The organism is Streptomyces sp. NPDC057287 (assembly GCF_042667905.1).
In the GTDB taxonomy this organism is placed as follows: Bacteria; Actinomycetota; Actinomycetes; order Streptomycetales; family Streptomycetaceae; genus Streptomyces.
Map to the genome: position 1 here is coordinate 441,214 of NZ_JBHUYV010000002.1, position 14,578 is coordinate 455,791.

A 14,578-nucleotide genomic window follows, 5' to 3' on the forward strand; every position below is an offset into this window, starting at 1 on the left:
CCGTATCAGCTCACGGACTGCCCGGCAGCCCCGGCCGGGGGAGCGGACTGCGGTGCATCGGCCGAGTTCTGGTGCTGCCGCTGTGCCCGCGACGTGGTCCATGTTGCGGTCACCGTGAAGCTGGCCTCGCCTCCACTCACGACCGCCACTTTCAGCCCGGCCGTCAGTTTCACGCCGAATTCGACGGACAGTTCATCCGGCGCGTCGCCCATATTTCGCGCTTGGTCGTGGATACCCGACAGGATGGGCGACAGAGGTGCGAAAGCGTCGAGCAGCAACTGGCCTGAGCGCTGGACCACGCGCGAACCAGCACCCACCGGCCCCACCGGGGAATCGTCCTCCCACTGGCCATCACCACGGGCTACCGGGTCAGCCCCCGCCACGGGCGAAATCTCCACCAGAGCCGAGGTGCCGTCCTCGAACTCGAAATCCACAAACTGCGACACAATTCCCCCGTAGCACCAGTGAACGAACCCTCGCGAAGTCACAGAAGAATACCCGTCCTCCCGTCCATGCGCCGAAGAGGTCTGCGGCGGTGTGGCCGATAGGCCAGATCGTCTTCACGGCCATGGAAGGGCCTCCTTAAGGAGTTGGATCAGCGGTCGCGGGAGTACGCGATGCGGGGGGCGATCGGTCGGACCGCCGCCGTGGTGACGGCGGAGGCGGGGACCGGCGCCCTGCCCAGAGTTCCTGCACAGGCCGGGCTGGCGGCGAGCGCGGCGGCGCTCAACGGAGACGCGCGAGCGGGACCACGGCCGCGCTCACGACCGACGGCCGGCGTGGCAGCAGGGCGGGGCCGATCCGTCACCTCTTGAGCGAGGCGGGGCTGCACTGCGACCTGGAGCCCCGAACGGTGCAGGGCCACCGTGGCGTCGGCGACCTTTCCCAGCGCCTCGACGCGATCGGTGGTCGCGGGGAGCGTGTAGATGTCCAGGCTCAAGTTGTGCCGCCAGCCGTCCTCCACCAGCACGAGCCCGCTGAGGCCGGAGACACGGTCGTCGAGGGCTGCGACGATGCCGAGCTGCGGGTGATCGGCGAAGGCGACGTCTGGTTCACCAAGCGGACCGCGGTCGCGTACCTGTGCCGTGTCGGGCGCCAGCGCAGGGGCAAGTGCGACGTCCACATCGACCTCGTAGCCGGCCTTGCGCAGCAGCTCGATGGCCCGGCTCGTACGGCCGTGTCCGTCACGGTTCTGGTCGGCCAGCGCGTACAACGTCGGCTGGTCGGGGACGGGATGGAAGTCGAATCCCTTGAGCATCCAGGTGCTGGCCGCGAGGTTCTTCGGGTTCGCGGCGACGATGCCGTGGACGGGGTGGTGGCCGAAGGCCAGGTCGGGCAGCACGTCGTAGTGGCTGGGCATGGCAGATCCATCCGAGGCGGGTGCGGTTGCAGGTGCGGGCGACGGGCGGATCAGTTCTGAGGGTGCGGTGCACGGAGGACTCCTGGATCGCGGTCGGTCAGAGCCGGGGAGCGGATGAGGAACTGGCCGACGGCGGCGCGGCCCGCGCGGAAGACTCCGGCGGCGGACCGGTCGGGAGCACGCGCTGGCCGACCGACGGCGAAGAGGCGAGAGCGACACTCGCCCGGGATGGAGCGGAGTCGGGCGGGAGCACGGTGGCGGCGCGCGCCTTGCTGGAACGTTCCTGCTCCTGGCGTGGCGGTACGCCAAGCTGGTCCAGGCGGGCGTCGACAGCGGAGAGGAGATCCGGCACGCTGCCGCCGTGGCGCGCATGCGGACCGTCCGGTTCGGAGTCGTAGATCACCTCGTAGACGGCAGGCTCGGCGGACCGGTGGCGGGTGACCATCCAGCTTTCCGGGGACTCGGGGTGCTCGGAGGGCGGCTCCTGCGGGGGCGAGATGATCAGCGAACTGCCGTCAGGAAGCTCGGCGTGGACGATGTAGTCGCTGAGGCCGTACTCGACGGTGCACTCCAGGCCGCGCTGCCCGAGCGCGGAACAGAGGGCGGCCTTAAGGCGACGCGGATCGGACGCGGCGGGCGGGGGCGGGGTTTCGTGGTGCATGGAGTTCTCCGTTGCCGAACGCCCCGCCGCACGGCGGGAGCCGCTGGGGGCGTGGAGCTTGAAGGAGTGCGGTGGTCCATGAGGATCCGGTGATCGGGCAGTTTGGCGCTGCCGTGACTGTGTGCTACGGATCACCGCGAGCGACCGGGAGCCGGCGGATGCGATGCCGGCGGGACCTGGGGCGAAGCAGGTGATACGGCGGGGGTGTTGTGCGTGGAGCGGGTCAGGGCGACGCGAGCCCGCTCGGTCTGCGGCGGCCGTTCGGTGTCCGCCCGGTGAGCTAGGTATTCGCCGACGCGCACCAACGCCGGGCCCTTGTAGCCCATTTCGTGTGCGTAGTGCCAGCCTTCGGTGTTGCGGTGCTCCTCGGCACGCTCCTGGTAGAGGTGGAGCACGCTCGGCTGCGAACCGTCCATAAGCGCCATGACGCCGTCCCATTCGTGCCGCAGCTCCTCCGCCCGGAACAGGATGGTGTCGATCCCGCCTATCCGACGGAGGTCGTCACTGATCGGCCCCTCGACGTAGTCGGGGCCGTCGGCGGCGGCGCGGACGCCGGCCAGCACCTCGGGTCCGTGGTCGAGGAACACCTCGGCGTGCTTCCACGCTTCGGCGTCCCGCTTGACCTTCCCGTCCCCGTAGACCTTGTCGTCCAGCGGCCAGCCGTCCGCGTCGCAGAGGGAGTCCGAAACCGCGTCCCAAGCGTCGGACGCCTCGTTGATGCCGGCGGCGGCTGAGGCCAGTGCCGGGAGGTGTCGTCGCCACGCCAAGGGGTCGGTGGCCTGCGGTGGTTGGTTATCACCGGAGGAAGGAGGAGTGGAAGAAGCAGACATGATCGATCCCTGCTGCTGAGCTGGTCGTTGGGCTAGGCCGACATGCGGGCGTCGGTGTCGAACAGCTCCCGCTCGGCCGGGTGGAGGATGTGCTGGGTGATGAAGGAGCGGCCGGCGACCTTCCACAGACCTCGGCCCTTGGTCAGGGCGGACACCGCCTGGGTCTCGACGCCGGTCAGGCCGAGCAGAGATGCAGCGGCGGCGAGCTGGTCAGGCTCCTGGCGGTAGATGATGCGCGTGCTGCAGTCCGCGAGGAGCCCCTCGGCAAGGACCCGGCCGCGAGACCCGGCGTCGCCCGCCGAGAGCAAATCGCTGAGGCGGTGGATCACCATCAGGTTCGCGATGCCCAGCCCTCGGGAGAGCTTCCACTGGCTCTGCATCCGCTCCAGCAGCCCGACGTGCCGCATCAGCCGCCACGCCTCGTCGTAGATCACCCAGCGCCGACCACCATCGGGATCACTGAGGGCTGACTCCATCCACGCGCTCGCGCACGTCATCGCGAGCACCAGTGCCGTGTCGTCACCGGAGCCGCCGAGACGGGAGAGATCGATGGACAGCATCGGTGTGGTCGGATCGAACGACACGGTGCTCGGCGCGTCGAACATGCCGCTCAAGTCGCCGTGCACGAGACGTCGCAAGGCATGGGCGAGGTCCTGGGCGGCTGAACCGAGGTGCCCCGCCTGGTGGCCGAGGGCCTGGTCGAGGCGTTCGGGCGAGCCGAGTACGTGCGCGATCTCGCCGAGCAGCGGCACCGTGCCCCGGGCGGCGGCGTCAGCGACGACCAGATCCAGGGCCAGGTCGAGGGCGGTGTGCTCCATCGGCAGCAGGTCGCGCTTCAGCACGGTGCGGGCGAGGCTGGCCAGCAGCAGCAGACGGCGCTTGCGAACCTCCGTGAACCAGTCCTCCTCGCTCACGGAGGCGGGGCGGGCCGGGGCATCCAGCGGGTTCAACCGGCCAGGGAGCCCCGGGCCCAGGGCGATGCTGTATCCGCCGAGGGCCTGCGAGACACCGGTCCACTCCCCCTTGGGATCGCAGGGGATGTAGATCCGGTAGCCGTGGGCGATCGACCGCGTGGCGATCGACTTCGCCAGCGCCGACTTGCCCATGCCGATGATCCCGGCGAGGACCGCGTTGGGATTGGTGAAGCCCTCCACCCGGCCGCTGTTGTAGAGCGAGAACGGGTCGAAGCAGAAAGCCGCCTCCGCGTGCACATCGCGGCCGATGAACACCCCTTCGGCGCCCAGGCCGCCCTCGGCCACAAACGGGTACGCGCCGCTGGCTGTGGCGGTGGTCATCCGGTGGGCGGGCAGGGCGAGCTTCCCGCCGCGGGCGGAGGCCAGACCGGGGCGACCGGCGAGCGGGTAGGTGGGCCGCAGATCCGGGTCGAGGGTCTGCTCGGCGCGGTGCTTGGGCGAGTTTCCGGCGAGGCGTGCCTGGCGGCGGGCTTCGGCGAAACCGGCTCGGGCAGCCCGCTGCTCGGCGCGTGTCGTCTTACGGGGCACGAACAGAGGGGAGGCACTGGCGCGGGTACGGGGCATGAGCGTTTCTCCAGATGAGGGGTGGGTCAGCGGCGGACGAGGCCGGTGAACGGGGCGTGCAGGTCGGCCGGGGTGGTGCGCCGCCGCACGAGATGAGCGGTGCGCTGGTGGCGCTGGCAGATGGTCAGTTCCGGTGCGCCCTCCGGAAGGCCGGCCTGGCACGCCTCCGGCTCGGGGATCTCGCCGGAGTCCGGCCGGGGCGCCGCGTGGTAGGCGGCGTGGAGGTGCTCGGCGGCCTGCCAGATGCGGGTGCGGGCGGTACGAAGCTGGTCGCCCTCGACCGCGACGAGCTGCCCGGTGCGATCGGCGTGGGCGTCGAGCAGCCCGTACAGCGAGACGAGGTGGGCGTGCAGGGCGTCCAGCTCGGCCCGGGTGGTGACCAGCGGGCCGCCCGGGATGTTGAGCGCCCGGTGGAAGTCGAGCGCGGCGGTGGCGAAGGGCACGAAGTCCTGCGCGGTCGGGCTGGCGGTGCGGGACATGAGGGTGCTCTTTCGAAGGGAAGGGTCAGGCAGCGAGCGCGAGCGGCAGGGCGGCGGCGGTGAACGCCTCGGCCTGCTGCCAGGTCAGCGGCCGGAGATCGAGCTGGGCGCCGACAGCGGCGGTCTCCACGACCGCGCAGGCGGTGCGCAGCTCGTCCTCGGTGTCGGCCGAGACGGTCAGCAGACCGGTCAGGGCGACGTCGGCGTGCCCGGCGATGAGCTGGCGTTCGCGGGACTTGATGTCCTGGTACTCGATCGAGTCCGCCTCGGAGTCGACCTGGCCGCGCCGGGCCCGTTCGGCGGCGTCGGCGATCACGCTGGACTTCTTGCGCTGCACGTCGCGCAGGGCAGCGTCGAGGTTCTTCGGCTCGTAGGAGAGCGACAGCGTGCGCCGGACGCCGCCGGTGAACAGGAGCTGGTGCAGGAAGCCGGCGCTGGCCTCGGTGCGCGGCCAGTTCTCCACCCAGTAGGTGGCGTGCACGGCGGAGTCGGTGGCGATGTGGTCCGCCTTCTCGACGACCACGACGGGGCCGGCGGCGGCGGGCTCGGCCTCGGGGCGACCGGCAGTGGACCAGCGGTCGAGTGTCGCCAGCGCCTTCGGGTCGTAGGAGGTGCGCACCACGGCGGCGATCTCGCGTGCGGTGAGCCAGCCCGTCGGGGTGAGACCCGCGGTCCGCGCCGCCTGGTCGAACGTGGAGGTGAGCTGGGCGAGGACGCTGAAGGCACCGGTGAGACCGCCGCCAGCCTGGTTGATCAGCCGACGGGCCGCCTTGGTGGCCAGGGAAACCGCGACGTACGCCTCGTGCGGGGCGGCTGCGGGCCCGGCGCTCTGGATCAGCTCGTTGTAGATCGCTCCGGCCATCGGGGTGTCGGGCCGGCCGTGCTCTTCCCAGTAGCGGCGCAGCGCGTCACCGGAGTCGGGGATGGTGCGCTCGATCACCTGGATGCGGGCGATCTGCCCGGTACGGGCGAGGGCTGCCAGCGCGCGTCCCCAGCCGCCGACGTTGGCCTGCTGGGTGCCCGGGTCGAGCAGGGCGTAGGCGCGGGAGGAGACCTTGACCACCGCGGTCAGCGTCCCGGTGTGCGGGTTGTGGACCGCGCCGTACTTGCCATCGGGGGCGGTGGTCACGCGCAGGCTGGCAGCGGTGCCGGGAAGGTGGAGCAGTCCCTCGCGGGTCGGCCGGCGGGAGGGCCGGGTGAGCCAGAGGAGCTGGCCTCGCATCCGGCGCAGCGCGTATCGGACGACGATCGGGGCCCAGTCCGCCAGAGCACGGCCTCGGTGGCGGACGAAAACGAGGAGGCCGATGACGGCCCACAGCGGGATGAGCTGGAGGCCGCCGACCACACCGCGGGCGAGGATCACGGCGAGAAGGAGAAGGCCGGTGAGTCCGGCGACGGCCAACTGCGGGACGGTCAGGCCGAGCAGGACGCCGCGCCTGCTGCGGTGCGGGAACTTCACGGTGGGCGTGGAGGACTGGTGCTTGCCGGACATGGTGGTTCCAGACGGTGGGAGCGGGCGGAGGACGGGGCGCGCGGCGCTCTTCTGGACGTCATGGCGAAACCTTTCTGCTGGTGGGGGCGGGGGAGGGCCGTGGAGTGCGGCCCGCCCCCGGGGATGTGGGTCAGGAACCCGACGGCGGCTGGGTGGGATACACCCAGTTCGTCGGCGTCGCGGAGCCGGTGGCCGACGGCCCGGACGCCGGAGTGCCCGAGGCCGAAGGTCCGGGGTCGGCTGGCGGCATGGAGGTCATGTCGCCGCCCGGAGCCGATGCGCCTGCGAGGTGACCGGAGCCGCCCGCAACGCCTTGGGCAGTCGACTCGGACCCTTCCGGTTTGTCCTCGCCAGGACGTGTGATCAGTGGCGGGATCCCGGGGCGCTGGATCAGAGCCTGGCCCTTGTCGCCGCTCGCGTCCGGGTCTTCGCCGTACCGGAAGCGCGTCTGCTGCTTGGGCGGCCCGGCGTCGATGCCCTCCTTGCTGAGGTTGCCGCCGGAGGGGGTGATGCCGGAGGCGACGCCATCGGTGCCCGCGCCCGGGACCTGGTTCGGACCCTGCGGAGCGGGGGTGCCGGTACCGGCCCGCAGTGCGAGGCTGCCTGCGGTCTTTGCGGCTCCCGCGGCGACCGCCATGCCGGCGACGCCGGTGCGGTGCATGTCGTCGTGGCCGCCGCCGTCGCTGGCCCAGTGGACGAACTTGTACGTCGCGTAGGGGCAGAGCAACACCAGGACCATCACGACGATGCCGGCCATCGCGTCGGACAGGGCCGCCATTCCGTCGCTGGCGTCGGTCTTGCCCATGGCGGAGACGCCGATGAGGAAGACCACGGTCATCAACAGCTTGGAGACGATGAGGGTGCCGGTGGCCTCGATCCAGCCGCGTCGCCACCGTTTGGCGACTTCCCAGCCGCCGCCCGCCCCGGCGAACACCGCGAGCGCGACCATGATCAGGACGCCGACCTTGCGGGCCACCATCACGCCCCAGTAGAGGATGGCACCGATCGCGCACCCGAAGGCCACCAGCGCGGGCACACCCCAGCCGAGGCCGTACATGGCCCCCATCTGATCAACCTTGATCACACGACGAATCGCGTCGTCGATCGAGGTGTTGGCGGCTTTGAAGAGGCCGTCGGACAGCGCGTCCACCACGGTGATGGCGACGGTCGTGAAAGCGATGGCGGAGAAGCTGAACAGAACTCCGGTCATGGTGCCGAACGCCGCCTTGGCGAGGGCACGTTCGTCGCGGCGCCAGGCCGCGGTCATGAGCTGGATGCAGAAGATGCCGACGGTCAGGGCGAGGCCGATGGGCAGCAGCAGCTCGTAGTTGTCGCGGAACCACCCCGCGTTGAGGTCGATGGCCGTTGTCTTGTTGACGGCCTTGGCGGCCAGGTCGGCCGCGCTGGACGCCAGCTCGCCCGCCGACTTCGCGATCCACGCGCCGAGACCATCGGTGACGGTGCCGGCGGGGTTGGTGGCGAAGTCGACGGCGCCGCACACCTTGTCCATCAGCGGGAAGTCGCAGACTCCCATGGGTCGTACCTCCGTTCTGGGGCGAGGGTCAGGGCGCGACGGACGGCATGACGCCGACCAGGGCGCAGGGGTGGTCGGGCCGGCACTGGACCGCGAGGGTGGTGGACCGGCTCTCCGCGCCGCCGGCGGCCGAGCCCCTCCAGCGAATCGACTGCTTGCCGGAGACCGTGACGGCGTAGACGTACGCCTGGGTGATCGCCCCGGGGTCGTCCTGGAGGGCCTGGGTGAAGGCGTGCGGGAAGTGCCCCTCGTTGATCTTGGCGGTGGCGACCTGCTTGTTGGCGGCCATCTCCTTCCACAGCACGGCCGAGGGGACCGCCTGGTCGACGGAGGCCGGGTCGGCGTATTTCGACTCCGTGGTCAGCCAGCCGCGCAGTGCCTTGCGCAGCTCGGGTTGCGAGTACGCGCGGGTGTCGTACGACCACAGCGCTGCTGCGGCGGCCTTCCCGTACGTGATCGGGTCGTGGGTTTTCGGTGGAACGGGCAGAGCGCGGGGCCGGGTATGAGGCCCGGACGGTGCCGCGGACGACGCGGACGCCGTGGGCGAACTCGGCGGTGGCGCCGCAGTTTCGGAGGGGCTTCGGCCCTCGCGGGTGAGGTAGGCGGCCAGGCCGGCGAGGGCGACGAGCACCGCCAGGACGGCAGTGCCGAGCAGCGCCCGGCGGCGCACGCGAGATGCGCCGCCGGGGTGGGTGGAGTGCTGAGCCATCAGTGGACCTGCGTCCCGAGCGTCGAGAAGAACGCCACCACGCCGTTGGCCGCACCGAGCAGAAGGGCCGCGCCCGCGCTCACTAGCACGCCCTTCTTCCCGTTCGCCTCGGCCTGGTGACCACCCGAGTGGTGACCCCAGGCCCACACGCCCGCACTGACGGCGAGGGCGCCGACCACGGCGATGAGCCCGAAGAGGTTGATCGAGCCCATCACCTGCTTGAGGACGTTGAGGCCCGGAAGCCCTCCCTCGTTCGGCTTGATTCCGGGGTCGTAGGCGAGCTGTATGACCTGGTCAGCGAGATACATGTGAACTCCAGTTCGAATGGGCGCACGCCAAAGCCCGGCGGGGGGAACCAGCGGTGCGAGGGGGAGGTGAGGAGGGGGAGGAGCGCCGGTCAGACGACTCGGCGGGCCGCGAGAATCCGCGATTTCCAGGACGCGACGGTGGTGATCCGTACGACGTCACCGGTGTGTGGGGCGTGGACGATCAGGCCCTGCCCGATCGCCATCCCGACGTGTTCCGGTACGGCGGCCGTCCCCTCGGTGAAGAGGAGGTCGCCCGGCTTGAGGGCATCGACCGAGACGGCCTTGCCGTCCTTGACCTGCGTGTACGTGGTCCGCGTCAGGGTGACCCCGGTGGCCTTGTACGCGCCCTGCATGAGGGAGGAGCAGTCGCAGCGGCCCATCGGGTTCTTGCCGTGGGAGTCGGTGCACGTGCCGCCCCACTGATACGGGGTGCCGAGCTGGCCGAGCGCCCACCGGATCGCCGTCTGCACCTCTCGCGGCGCGGAGGCGGGAATCTTGTACTCGTCCGGCAGGGCGCCCGCCGGGATGGTGCCGAAGTCCGTCCCGTCGCCGTCCGCCGAACAACCCCCCGCGGAATCGGGAGAGGGGCTGCCGGTGTCGGCAGAGCCGGACGGCGACGGGCTCGGCGATGCACCGCCGGCCCTCTGCAGCAGGGGCTCGATGGCCTTCTGCAGGGCGGTGGCCAGCGGCTCCCACTTGGCGTACGCCTCCGGGAAGCCCGACTTCTGCACCGCCTGGGCGGCCTGGGTGACAGAGAGGGACTGCCAGCCGGAGACCTTCTTGAGCCCCTCGTAGAACTTCGTCGAGGCGTGCACCGGGTCAAGGATCTGGCTGGCCGTGCCCCAGCCCATCGAAGGCCGCTGCTGGAAGAGACCCAGCGAATCGCGGTCGCCGTAGGTCAGGTTCCGCAGGCCGCTCTCCTGCAGAGCGGTTGACAGGGCGACGACCTGCCCTCGGGCGGGGATGTTCATGGCGACGCCCGTGGCCTGGATCGTCTTGGCGTTGGGCACCTGGTCGGCAGGCGCGTCCAGGCCCGGCACGGAGACCGAGCCCTTGTCGCCGCCGTCCAGGATGGCCTTCACCTGCTTGGCGACGGTGGAGGTGTCCACACCTTGTGCGCCGTCGGTCGAGCACGAGGCCGAGGCGGTCCCGGCACCGATGCCAAGGATCGGCAGTGCCAGCAGGAGTGGTCCGGTGGCGCACAGACCGACGAGGGCTCCCGTCGTCTTCCTCACGGCCGCCGCCGTTCAGCACGACGGCGGTGCGGACCAGTCGACGGAGGTGGGTCGGGGCGCGGGTGTGTCAGGGCATGCTGCATCGCGGCTCCTCGGTGTTCGTAGGAGACGCGGTGCCGACTTCTCGTGCAAAGCCGTCGGCACCGCGTCGATGTACATCCGCCTCTCGGCGGGCCCACGTCAGAGGAGTTGGTAGCTCCCCGACGCCGGTTTCAGGTCACGCGCGGCAGCCAGCCGCGCTCGTAATCTCAGGCAGTGCACAGGGGCCTCCTCACGGCGCTCGCGGGCAGATGGGCAACATGCCTCCGAAGCCGCTCGATTGGACGAGACGGCACGAATAAGCACAGCTCAACGGGGGTGAAGCAGCGCTCCTTCCCGGTGGCACGGCGAGACAGTAGACCGGGATTCCGGCCGCACCAAACGACTGCCATCCAGGGGCCAGAAGCAGGGATCCACCTCGTTGGGCGCGGCCGGAATTCGCCGTTAACCTCCGCTGCAACCTTGCGCCGGATGGCGCCGTTGAGCGCTGTCCGGAGCAGGTCCAGACTCCGCCGCGCCCGAAAAGAGGCCCCCATGAGTTACACGCTGCACCGAGGCGATGCCCTGACCGTCCTGAAGTCCCTCCCGGACGAGAGCGTCCAGGCGGTGATCACCGATCCCCCGTACAACTCTGGGGGCCGCACCAGCTCGGACCGAACCGGCCGTACCGCCCGTGCCAAGTACGTCACGAGCAACTCGACGCACGACCTCGCCAACTTCCCGGGAGAGAACCGCGACCAGCGCTCCTACCGCTCCTGGCTCACCGAACTCCTCACCGAGGCGTACCGGGCCTCGACCGAGCACGCGGTCGCGATGGTCTTCACCGACTGGCGCCAGGAGCCGACCACCTCCGACGCCCTGCAGATGGCGGGATGGACCTGGAGCGGCACGATTCCGTGGATCAAGCCGTCCAGCCGGCCCCGCAAGGGCGGGCCGAAGCAGGACTCGGAGTTCATCATCTGGGGCGTCAAGGGCTCCCTCGACAACACCCGCGATCTCTACCTGCCGGGGCACTACATCGCCTCCCAGCCCCGCAAGGGCCGGGTTCACATCACCCAGAAGCCGGTCGAGGTCATGCAGCAGCTCGTCCAGGTCTGCTCCGAGGGTGGCACCGTCCTTGACCCGTTCACCGGCAGCGGCTCCACCGGGGTCGCTGCCCTGCGCGAGGGACGCCACTTCGTGGGCGTCGAGCTGTCCGCGCACTACGCGGACGTCGCCGAGGAGCGGCTGCGGGCCGAACTGACGAAGGACGACTTCGAGCTGGCCGGACCGGAGGCATGAGCATGAGAGCGAAGAGAGGCCAGGGCCGGCGGCCCACAGACGCCAGAGGGGCGGCTGGAGCATCGACTAACCGATGCACCAGCCGCCCCTCCTGTTACGTCAGGCCGCCTCGAACGCCCGCCGGATCAGCGGCGCCGCCTTCTCCAAGTCGGCTGCCGAGACGACGCGGACCTCCAGGTCGCCGGTCCCGAGGTGCCCGATACCGCGCATGTCCCGGGTGAAGCCCTCCTCCAACTCGACCGTGCCCGGGTCGAGTCTGAGGTACACCAGGATCGCCTCGTGCTTCGGACGGAAGATCACCGACGCCACATTCACCAACCGCCGGTAGGCGATGTAGTGCCGCAGGGACGCCACCTCCACCTCGCCCCACGCCGTGAGCGCCTCGTCCAGTTCCGCGTACAGGTCCCGCAGGCACTCCGGCACCGCTCCTCCACCCGCAGGCGGAGGAACCGCCGAAGCCGTCGGCACGCTGTCCGCCACGGGTGCCCGCTCCCGGCCCCGGCGAGACGAGGCAGCGCTCGGGAAGCCGGTCGCGGAGTCCACGAGCAGCAGCCCCAGCAGGCCACCGTCGAAGATCCGGTAACGCACCAGGTCGATCCGCTCGGGCAACCTCTGCACCGCCACCCGGTCGTGGTGCGAGAAGCCCGCCGCGATGCAGATCATCCGCGGACGACGCCAGTCGACGGACTCGGCGGCGTCCGCCCCCAGCACCTTCCGCACGAGCGCCTCGAACTCGTGGTGCGCCGACTCCAGCCAGGACAGGTAGGAGACCGCCTGGGACATCACCCCGCTGTCCGAGCCCTTCTTGAACTCGATCACCACCGGGCTGCCGTTCTCATCGAGCCCCAGGGTGTCGATCCGCCCCCGGTGCCAAGGCCCGGTCGGATACTCCGAGGCCAGGAAACGGACGCCCAGCATCTGCTCCAGGCCGGCCTCGACCCGCCGCTGCAGCTCCACCTCCAGCGCAACCGTCGAGCCGGCCAGCTCGACGTCCCGTCCGTCCGCGTCCTGCCGGAACAACATCAGCTCGGCCACCAGCGCCCCCTCCCGCGATCTCTGCAAGGAAGCCAATTGAACGAACGCCTTGGTTATTCCACTTGATCGGTCAGGCCGTGGCCGCCGGCTGCTCTCACGCGCAGGTGTTGTGCTGCCGTTGGCAGTTGTTACCGGGGCTGAAGGTCGGAGAGGAGGCTGCGGACGTGTTGTTCGATCTGGTCGCGGATCGGTCTGACGGCCTCGACGCCTTGGCCGGCGGGGTCTTCGAGTGTCCAGTCGAGGTACGTCTTGCCGGGGAAGACGGGGCAGGTGTCCCCGCAGCCCATGGTGATCACGACGTCGGATGCCTGTACGGCCTCGGTGGTGAGCACCTTCGGGGTTTCGGCGGCGATGTCGATGCCGACTTCCGTCATGGCCTGGACGGCGGCGGGGTTCACGGAGTCGGCGGGTGCGGAGCCGGCGGAGCGGACCTCGACGCGGCCCTGGGAGAGGTGGGTGAGGAAGGCGGCGGCCATCTGGGAGCGGCCGGCGTTGTGGACGCAGACGAACAGCACGGACGGCCTGGGCTCAGGCACGGGCGGAACTCCTCTGGAGAGCGGCCGGGTCGGCCGCGGGCTGGGGGAAGTAGCGGCGGGCGGCCAGGGCGACGTAGACGAGGCCGATCAGGACGGGGACCTCGATGAGAGGGCCGACGACTCCGGCGAGGGCTTGGCCGGAGGTCGCGCCGAAGGTGGCGATGGCGACGGCGATGGCGAGTTCGAAGTTGTTGCCTGCCGCGGTGAACGCCAGGGTCGTCGCCTTGGGGTGGTCCAGCCCGACGGCGCGGCCGGTGGCCATGGACCCGGCCCACATGAGCGCGAAGTAGGCCAGCAGAGGCAGCGCGATCCGAGCGACGTCGAACGGCTTGGAGGTGATGGCGTCGCCCTGGAGGGCGAAGAGCACGACGATGGTGAACAGCAGCCCGTACAGGGCGAACGGCCCGATCCGGGGAATCAGCCTCGTCTCGTACCAGGTGCGGCCCTTGGTCTTCTCGCCGATGCGGCGGGTGAGGAACCCGGCCAGCAGGGGGATGCCGAGGAAGATCAGGACGGAGCGGGCGATCTCCCACACGGACACGTCTAGGGCGGTCTGCTCCAGTCCGAGCCAGCCGGGCAGGACGGAGAGGTAGAACCAGCCGAGCGCGGCGAAGGCGACCACCTGGAAGAGCGAGTTCAGGGCGACCAGCACGGCGGCGGCCTCCCGGTCGCCGCAGGCGAGGTCGTTCCAGATGATGACCATGGCGATGCAGCGGGCGAGCCCGACGATGATCAGGCCGGTGCGGTACTCGGGCAGGTCCGGCAGGAAGATCCAGGCCAGCGCGAACATCAGGGCCGGGCCGAGGACCCAGTTCAGGACCAGGGACGTCACCAGCAGGCGGCGGTCGCGGGTGACGGTGTCGAGGCGGTCGTAGCGGACCTTGGTCAGCACGGGGAACATCATCACGAGCAGGCCCAGCGCGATCGGCAGGGAGACCCCCGTGACGGTTACCCCGGCCAGCACGTCCCCGAGGCCGGGCACGAGACGGCCGAGCCCGAGCCCGGCCGCCATCGCGAGCAAGATCCACGCGGCGAGAAACCGGTCGAGGAAGGACAGCCGCCCGGCGACCGGCACCGCAGTCTCCGCCGTCGTGGCGGGCTGGACCCTCATGAGGCAGCCCCGGCAGGTACGACCGCCGGCAGTTCCTCCCCGACCGGCCGGGTCAGGACGGCGGCAAGCCGGTCGGTCATCTGCGGCAGCAGGCGGTAGTACACCCAGGTCCCGCGTCGCTCGGAGTCGATGAGCCCGGCCTGCTTCAGCAGCTTCAGGTGATGGGAGATCGTCGGCTGCGACAGATCGAAGGCCGGGGTGAGGTCGCAGACGCAGACCTCCCCGCCCGCCCGGGAGGCGATCATCGACAGCAGGCGCAGCCGCACCGGGTCGCCCAGCGCCTTGAAGACCTTGGCCAGGTCGGCGGCCTGGTCCTCGTCCAGCGGCGCGGTTAGCAGCGCCGGGCAGCAACCCTCGGCACCGTCCTGGCCGAGCACCACAAGCTCTTGTTTCGACATGCGTCTATGTTGACGTTCTTCTATTCAAGACG

General features: G+C 70.4%; 16 protein-coding genes. 1 reads left to right on the plus strand and 15 read right to left on the minus strand.

The annotated features are described in order from the left end of the window. Positions 1-5: 5 nt before the first annotated feature. From ACFUNE_RS05265 to ACFUNE_RS05315, 11 genes are all read right to left on the minus strand, one after another. Positions 6-446: a CU044_2847 family protein gene (locus tag ACFUNE_RS05265; protein WP_383562412.1), complete on the minus strand. Its 441-nt coding sequence runs from the start codon at positions 444-446 to the stop codon at positions 6-8. A 149-nt stretch (positions 447-595) separates the two neighbouring features. Continuing rightward, positions 596-1,360, minus strand: a complete 765-nt coding sequence (locus ACFUNE_RS05270; RefSeq protein WP_383562414.1) for a hypothetical protein — start codon at positions 1,358-1,360, stop codon at positions 596-598. A gap of 97 nt (positions 1,361-1,457) precedes the next feature. After that, on the minus strand, positions 1,458-2,021 hold the full coding sequence (locus ACFUNE_RS05275; protein WP_383562416.1) for a hypothetical protein: 564 nt from the start codon (positions 2,019-2,021) through the stop codon (positions 1,458-1,460). Positions 2,022-2,152: 131 nt separating this feature from the next. Continuing rightward, positions 2,153-2,788 (minus strand): hypothetical protein, encoded by a 636-nt coding sequence (locus tag ACFUNE_RS05280; RefSeq protein WP_383562418.1) that lies wholly within the window; start codon positions 2,786-2,788, stop codon positions 2,153-2,155. A 95-nt stretch (positions 2,789-2,883) separates the two neighbouring features. Next, complete coding sequence (locus ACFUNE_RS05285; protein ID WP_383562420.1) at positions 2,884-4,389, minus strand: ATP-binding protein; 1,506 nt, start codon at positions 4,387-4,389, stop codon at positions 2,884-2,886. A gap of 26 nt (positions 4,390-4,415) precedes the next feature. Continuing rightward, positions 4,416-4,868 carry a DUF6238 family protein gene (locus ACFUNE_RS05290; RefSeq protein ID WP_383562421.1) on the minus strand — a complete coding sequence of 151 codons (453 nt, stop codon included), beginning with the start codon at positions 4,866-4,868 and terminating at the stop codon, positions 4,416-4,418. A gap of 25 nt (positions 4,869-4,893) precedes the next feature. After that, positions 4,894-6,360, minus strand: a complete 1,467-nt coding sequence (locus tag ACFUNE_RS05295; protein ID WP_383562423.1) for an SCO6880 family protein — start codon at positions 6,358-6,360, stop codon at positions 4,894-4,896. Positions 6,361-6,490: 130 nt separating this feature from the next. After that, positions 6,491-7,894 carry an ATP-binding protein gene (locus ACFUNE_RS05300; protein ID WP_383562425.1) on the minus strand — a complete coding sequence of 468 codons (1,404 nt, stop codon included), beginning with the start codon at positions 7,892-7,894 and terminating at the stop codon, positions 6,491-6,493. A gap of 28 nt (positions 7,895-7,922) precedes the next feature. Then, the gene (locus ACFUNE_RS05305; protein WP_383562427.1) at positions 7,923-8,603 is read right to left on the minus strand and encodes a hypothetical protein; all 681 of its coding nucleotides are present in this window, start codon (positions 8,601-8,603) and stop codon (positions 7,923-7,925) included. Continuing rightward, positions 8,603-8,911, minus strand: a complete 309-nt coding sequence (locus tag ACFUNE_RS05310) for a DUF6112 family protein (protein WP_023421641.1) — start codon at positions 8,909-8,911, stop codon at positions 8,603-8,605. The genes ACFUNE_RS05305 and ACFUNE_RS05310 overlap by 1 nt, the downstream gene beginning before the upstream one ends. Before the next feature lie 89 nt (positions 8,912-9,000). Continuing rightward, positions 9,001-10,146: a C40 family peptidase gene (locus ACFUNE_RS05315; RefSeq protein WP_383562429.1), complete on the minus strand. Its 1,146-nt coding sequence runs from the start codon at positions 10,144-10,146 to the stop codon at positions 9,001-9,003. A 573-nt stretch (positions 10,147-10,719) separates the two neighbouring features. Here ACFUNE_RS05315 and ACFUNE_RS05320 point away from each other — a divergent pair. After that, positions 10,720-11,466, plus strand: a complete 747-nt coding sequence (locus ACFUNE_RS05320; RefSeq protein WP_383562431.1) for a DNA-methyltransferase — start codon at positions 10,720-10,722, stop codon at positions 11,464-11,466. A 99-nt stretch (positions 11,467-11,565) separates the two neighbouring features. On the opposite strand, the gene ACFUNE_RS05325 is transcribed toward ACFUNE_RS05320, so the two are convergent. The 4 genes from ACFUNE_RS05325 to ACFUNE_RS05340 form a co-directional block, all read right to left on the minus strand. Further along, positions 11,566-12,501 carry a DUF5655 domain-containing protein gene (locus tag ACFUNE_RS05325; protein ID WP_383563038.1) on the minus strand — a complete coding sequence of 312 codons (936 nt, stop codon included), beginning with the start codon at positions 12,499-12,501 and terminating at the stop codon, positions 11,566-11,568. A gap of 128 nt (positions 12,502-12,629) precedes the next feature. Further along, positions 12,630-13,037, minus strand: a complete 408-nt coding sequence (locus tag ACFUNE_RS05330) for an arsenate reductase ArsC (RefSeq protein WP_383562433.1) — start codon at positions 13,035-13,037, stop codon at positions 12,630-12,632. Next, positions 13,030-14,148, minus strand: a complete 1,119-nt coding sequence (gene arsB / locus ACFUNE_RS05335; protein ID WP_383562435.1) for an ACR3 family arsenite efflux transporter — start codon at positions 14,146-14,148, stop codon at positions 13,030-13,032. The genes ACFUNE_RS05330 and arsB overlap by 8 nt, the downstream gene beginning before the upstream one ends. Next, positions 14,145-14,546, minus strand: a complete 402-nt coding sequence (locus ACFUNE_RS05340; RefSeq protein WP_109878880.1) for a helix-turn-helix transcriptional regulator — start codon at positions 14,544-14,546, stop codon at positions 14,145-14,147. Before ACFUNE_RS05340 ends, arsB begins: the two co-directional genes overlap by 4 nt. Between the last annotated feature and the right edge of the window lie 32 nt (positions 14,547-14,578).

What these genes read in the sequence shown, in the direction of transcription:
- ACFUNE_RS05300 (WP_383562425.1), bottom strand. Translation starts at nt 7,894, where the DNA reads ATGGGAGTCTGCGACTTCCCGCTGATGGACAAGGTGTGCGGCGCCGTC.
- arsB (WP_383562435.1), bottom strand. Translation starts at nt 14,148, where the DNA reads ATGAGGGTCCAGCCCGCCACGACGGCGGAGACTGCGGTGCCGGTCGCC.
- ACFUNE_RS05310 (WP_023421641.1), bottom strand. Translation starts at nt 8,911, where the DNA reads ATGTATCTCGCTGACCAGGTCATACAGCTCGCCTACGACCCCGGAATC.
- ACFUNE_RS05340 (WP_109878880.1), bottom strand. Translation starts at nt 14,546, where the DNA reads ATGTCGAAACAAGAGCTTGTGGTGCTCGGCCAGGACGGTGCCGAGGGT.
- ACFUNE_RS05290 (WP_383562421.1), bottom strand. Translation starts at nt 4,868, where the DNA reads ATGTCCCGCACCGCCAGCCCGACCGCGCAGGACTTCGTGCCCTTCGCC.
- ACFUNE_RS05285 (WP_383562420.1), bottom strand. Translation starts at nt 4,389, where the DNA reads ATGCCCCGTACCCGCGCCAGTGCCTCCCCTCTGTTCGTGCCCCGTAAG.
- ACFUNE_RS05270 (WP_383562414.1), bottom strand. Translation starts at nt 1,360, where the DNA reads ATGCCCAGCCACTACGACGTGCTGCCCGACCTGGCCTTCGGCCACCAC.
- ACFUNE_RS05305 (WP_383562427.1), bottom strand. Translation starts at nt 8,603, where the DNA reads ATGGCTCAGCACTCCACCCACCCCGGCGGCGCATCTCGCGTGCGCCGC.
- ACFUNE_RS05320 (WP_383562431.1), top strand. Translation starts at nt 10,720, where the DNA reads ATGAGTTACACGCTGCACCGAGGCGATGCCCTGACCGTCCTGAAGTCC.
- ACFUNE_RS05275 (WP_383562416.1), bottom strand. Translation starts at nt 2,021, where the DNA reads ATGCACCACGAAACCCCGCCCCCGCCCGCCGCGTCCGATCCGCGTCGC.
- ACFUNE_RS05295 (WP_383562423.1), bottom strand. Translation starts at nt 6,360, where the DNA reads ATGTCCGGCAAGCACCAGTCCTCCACGCCCACCGTGAAGTTCCCGCAC.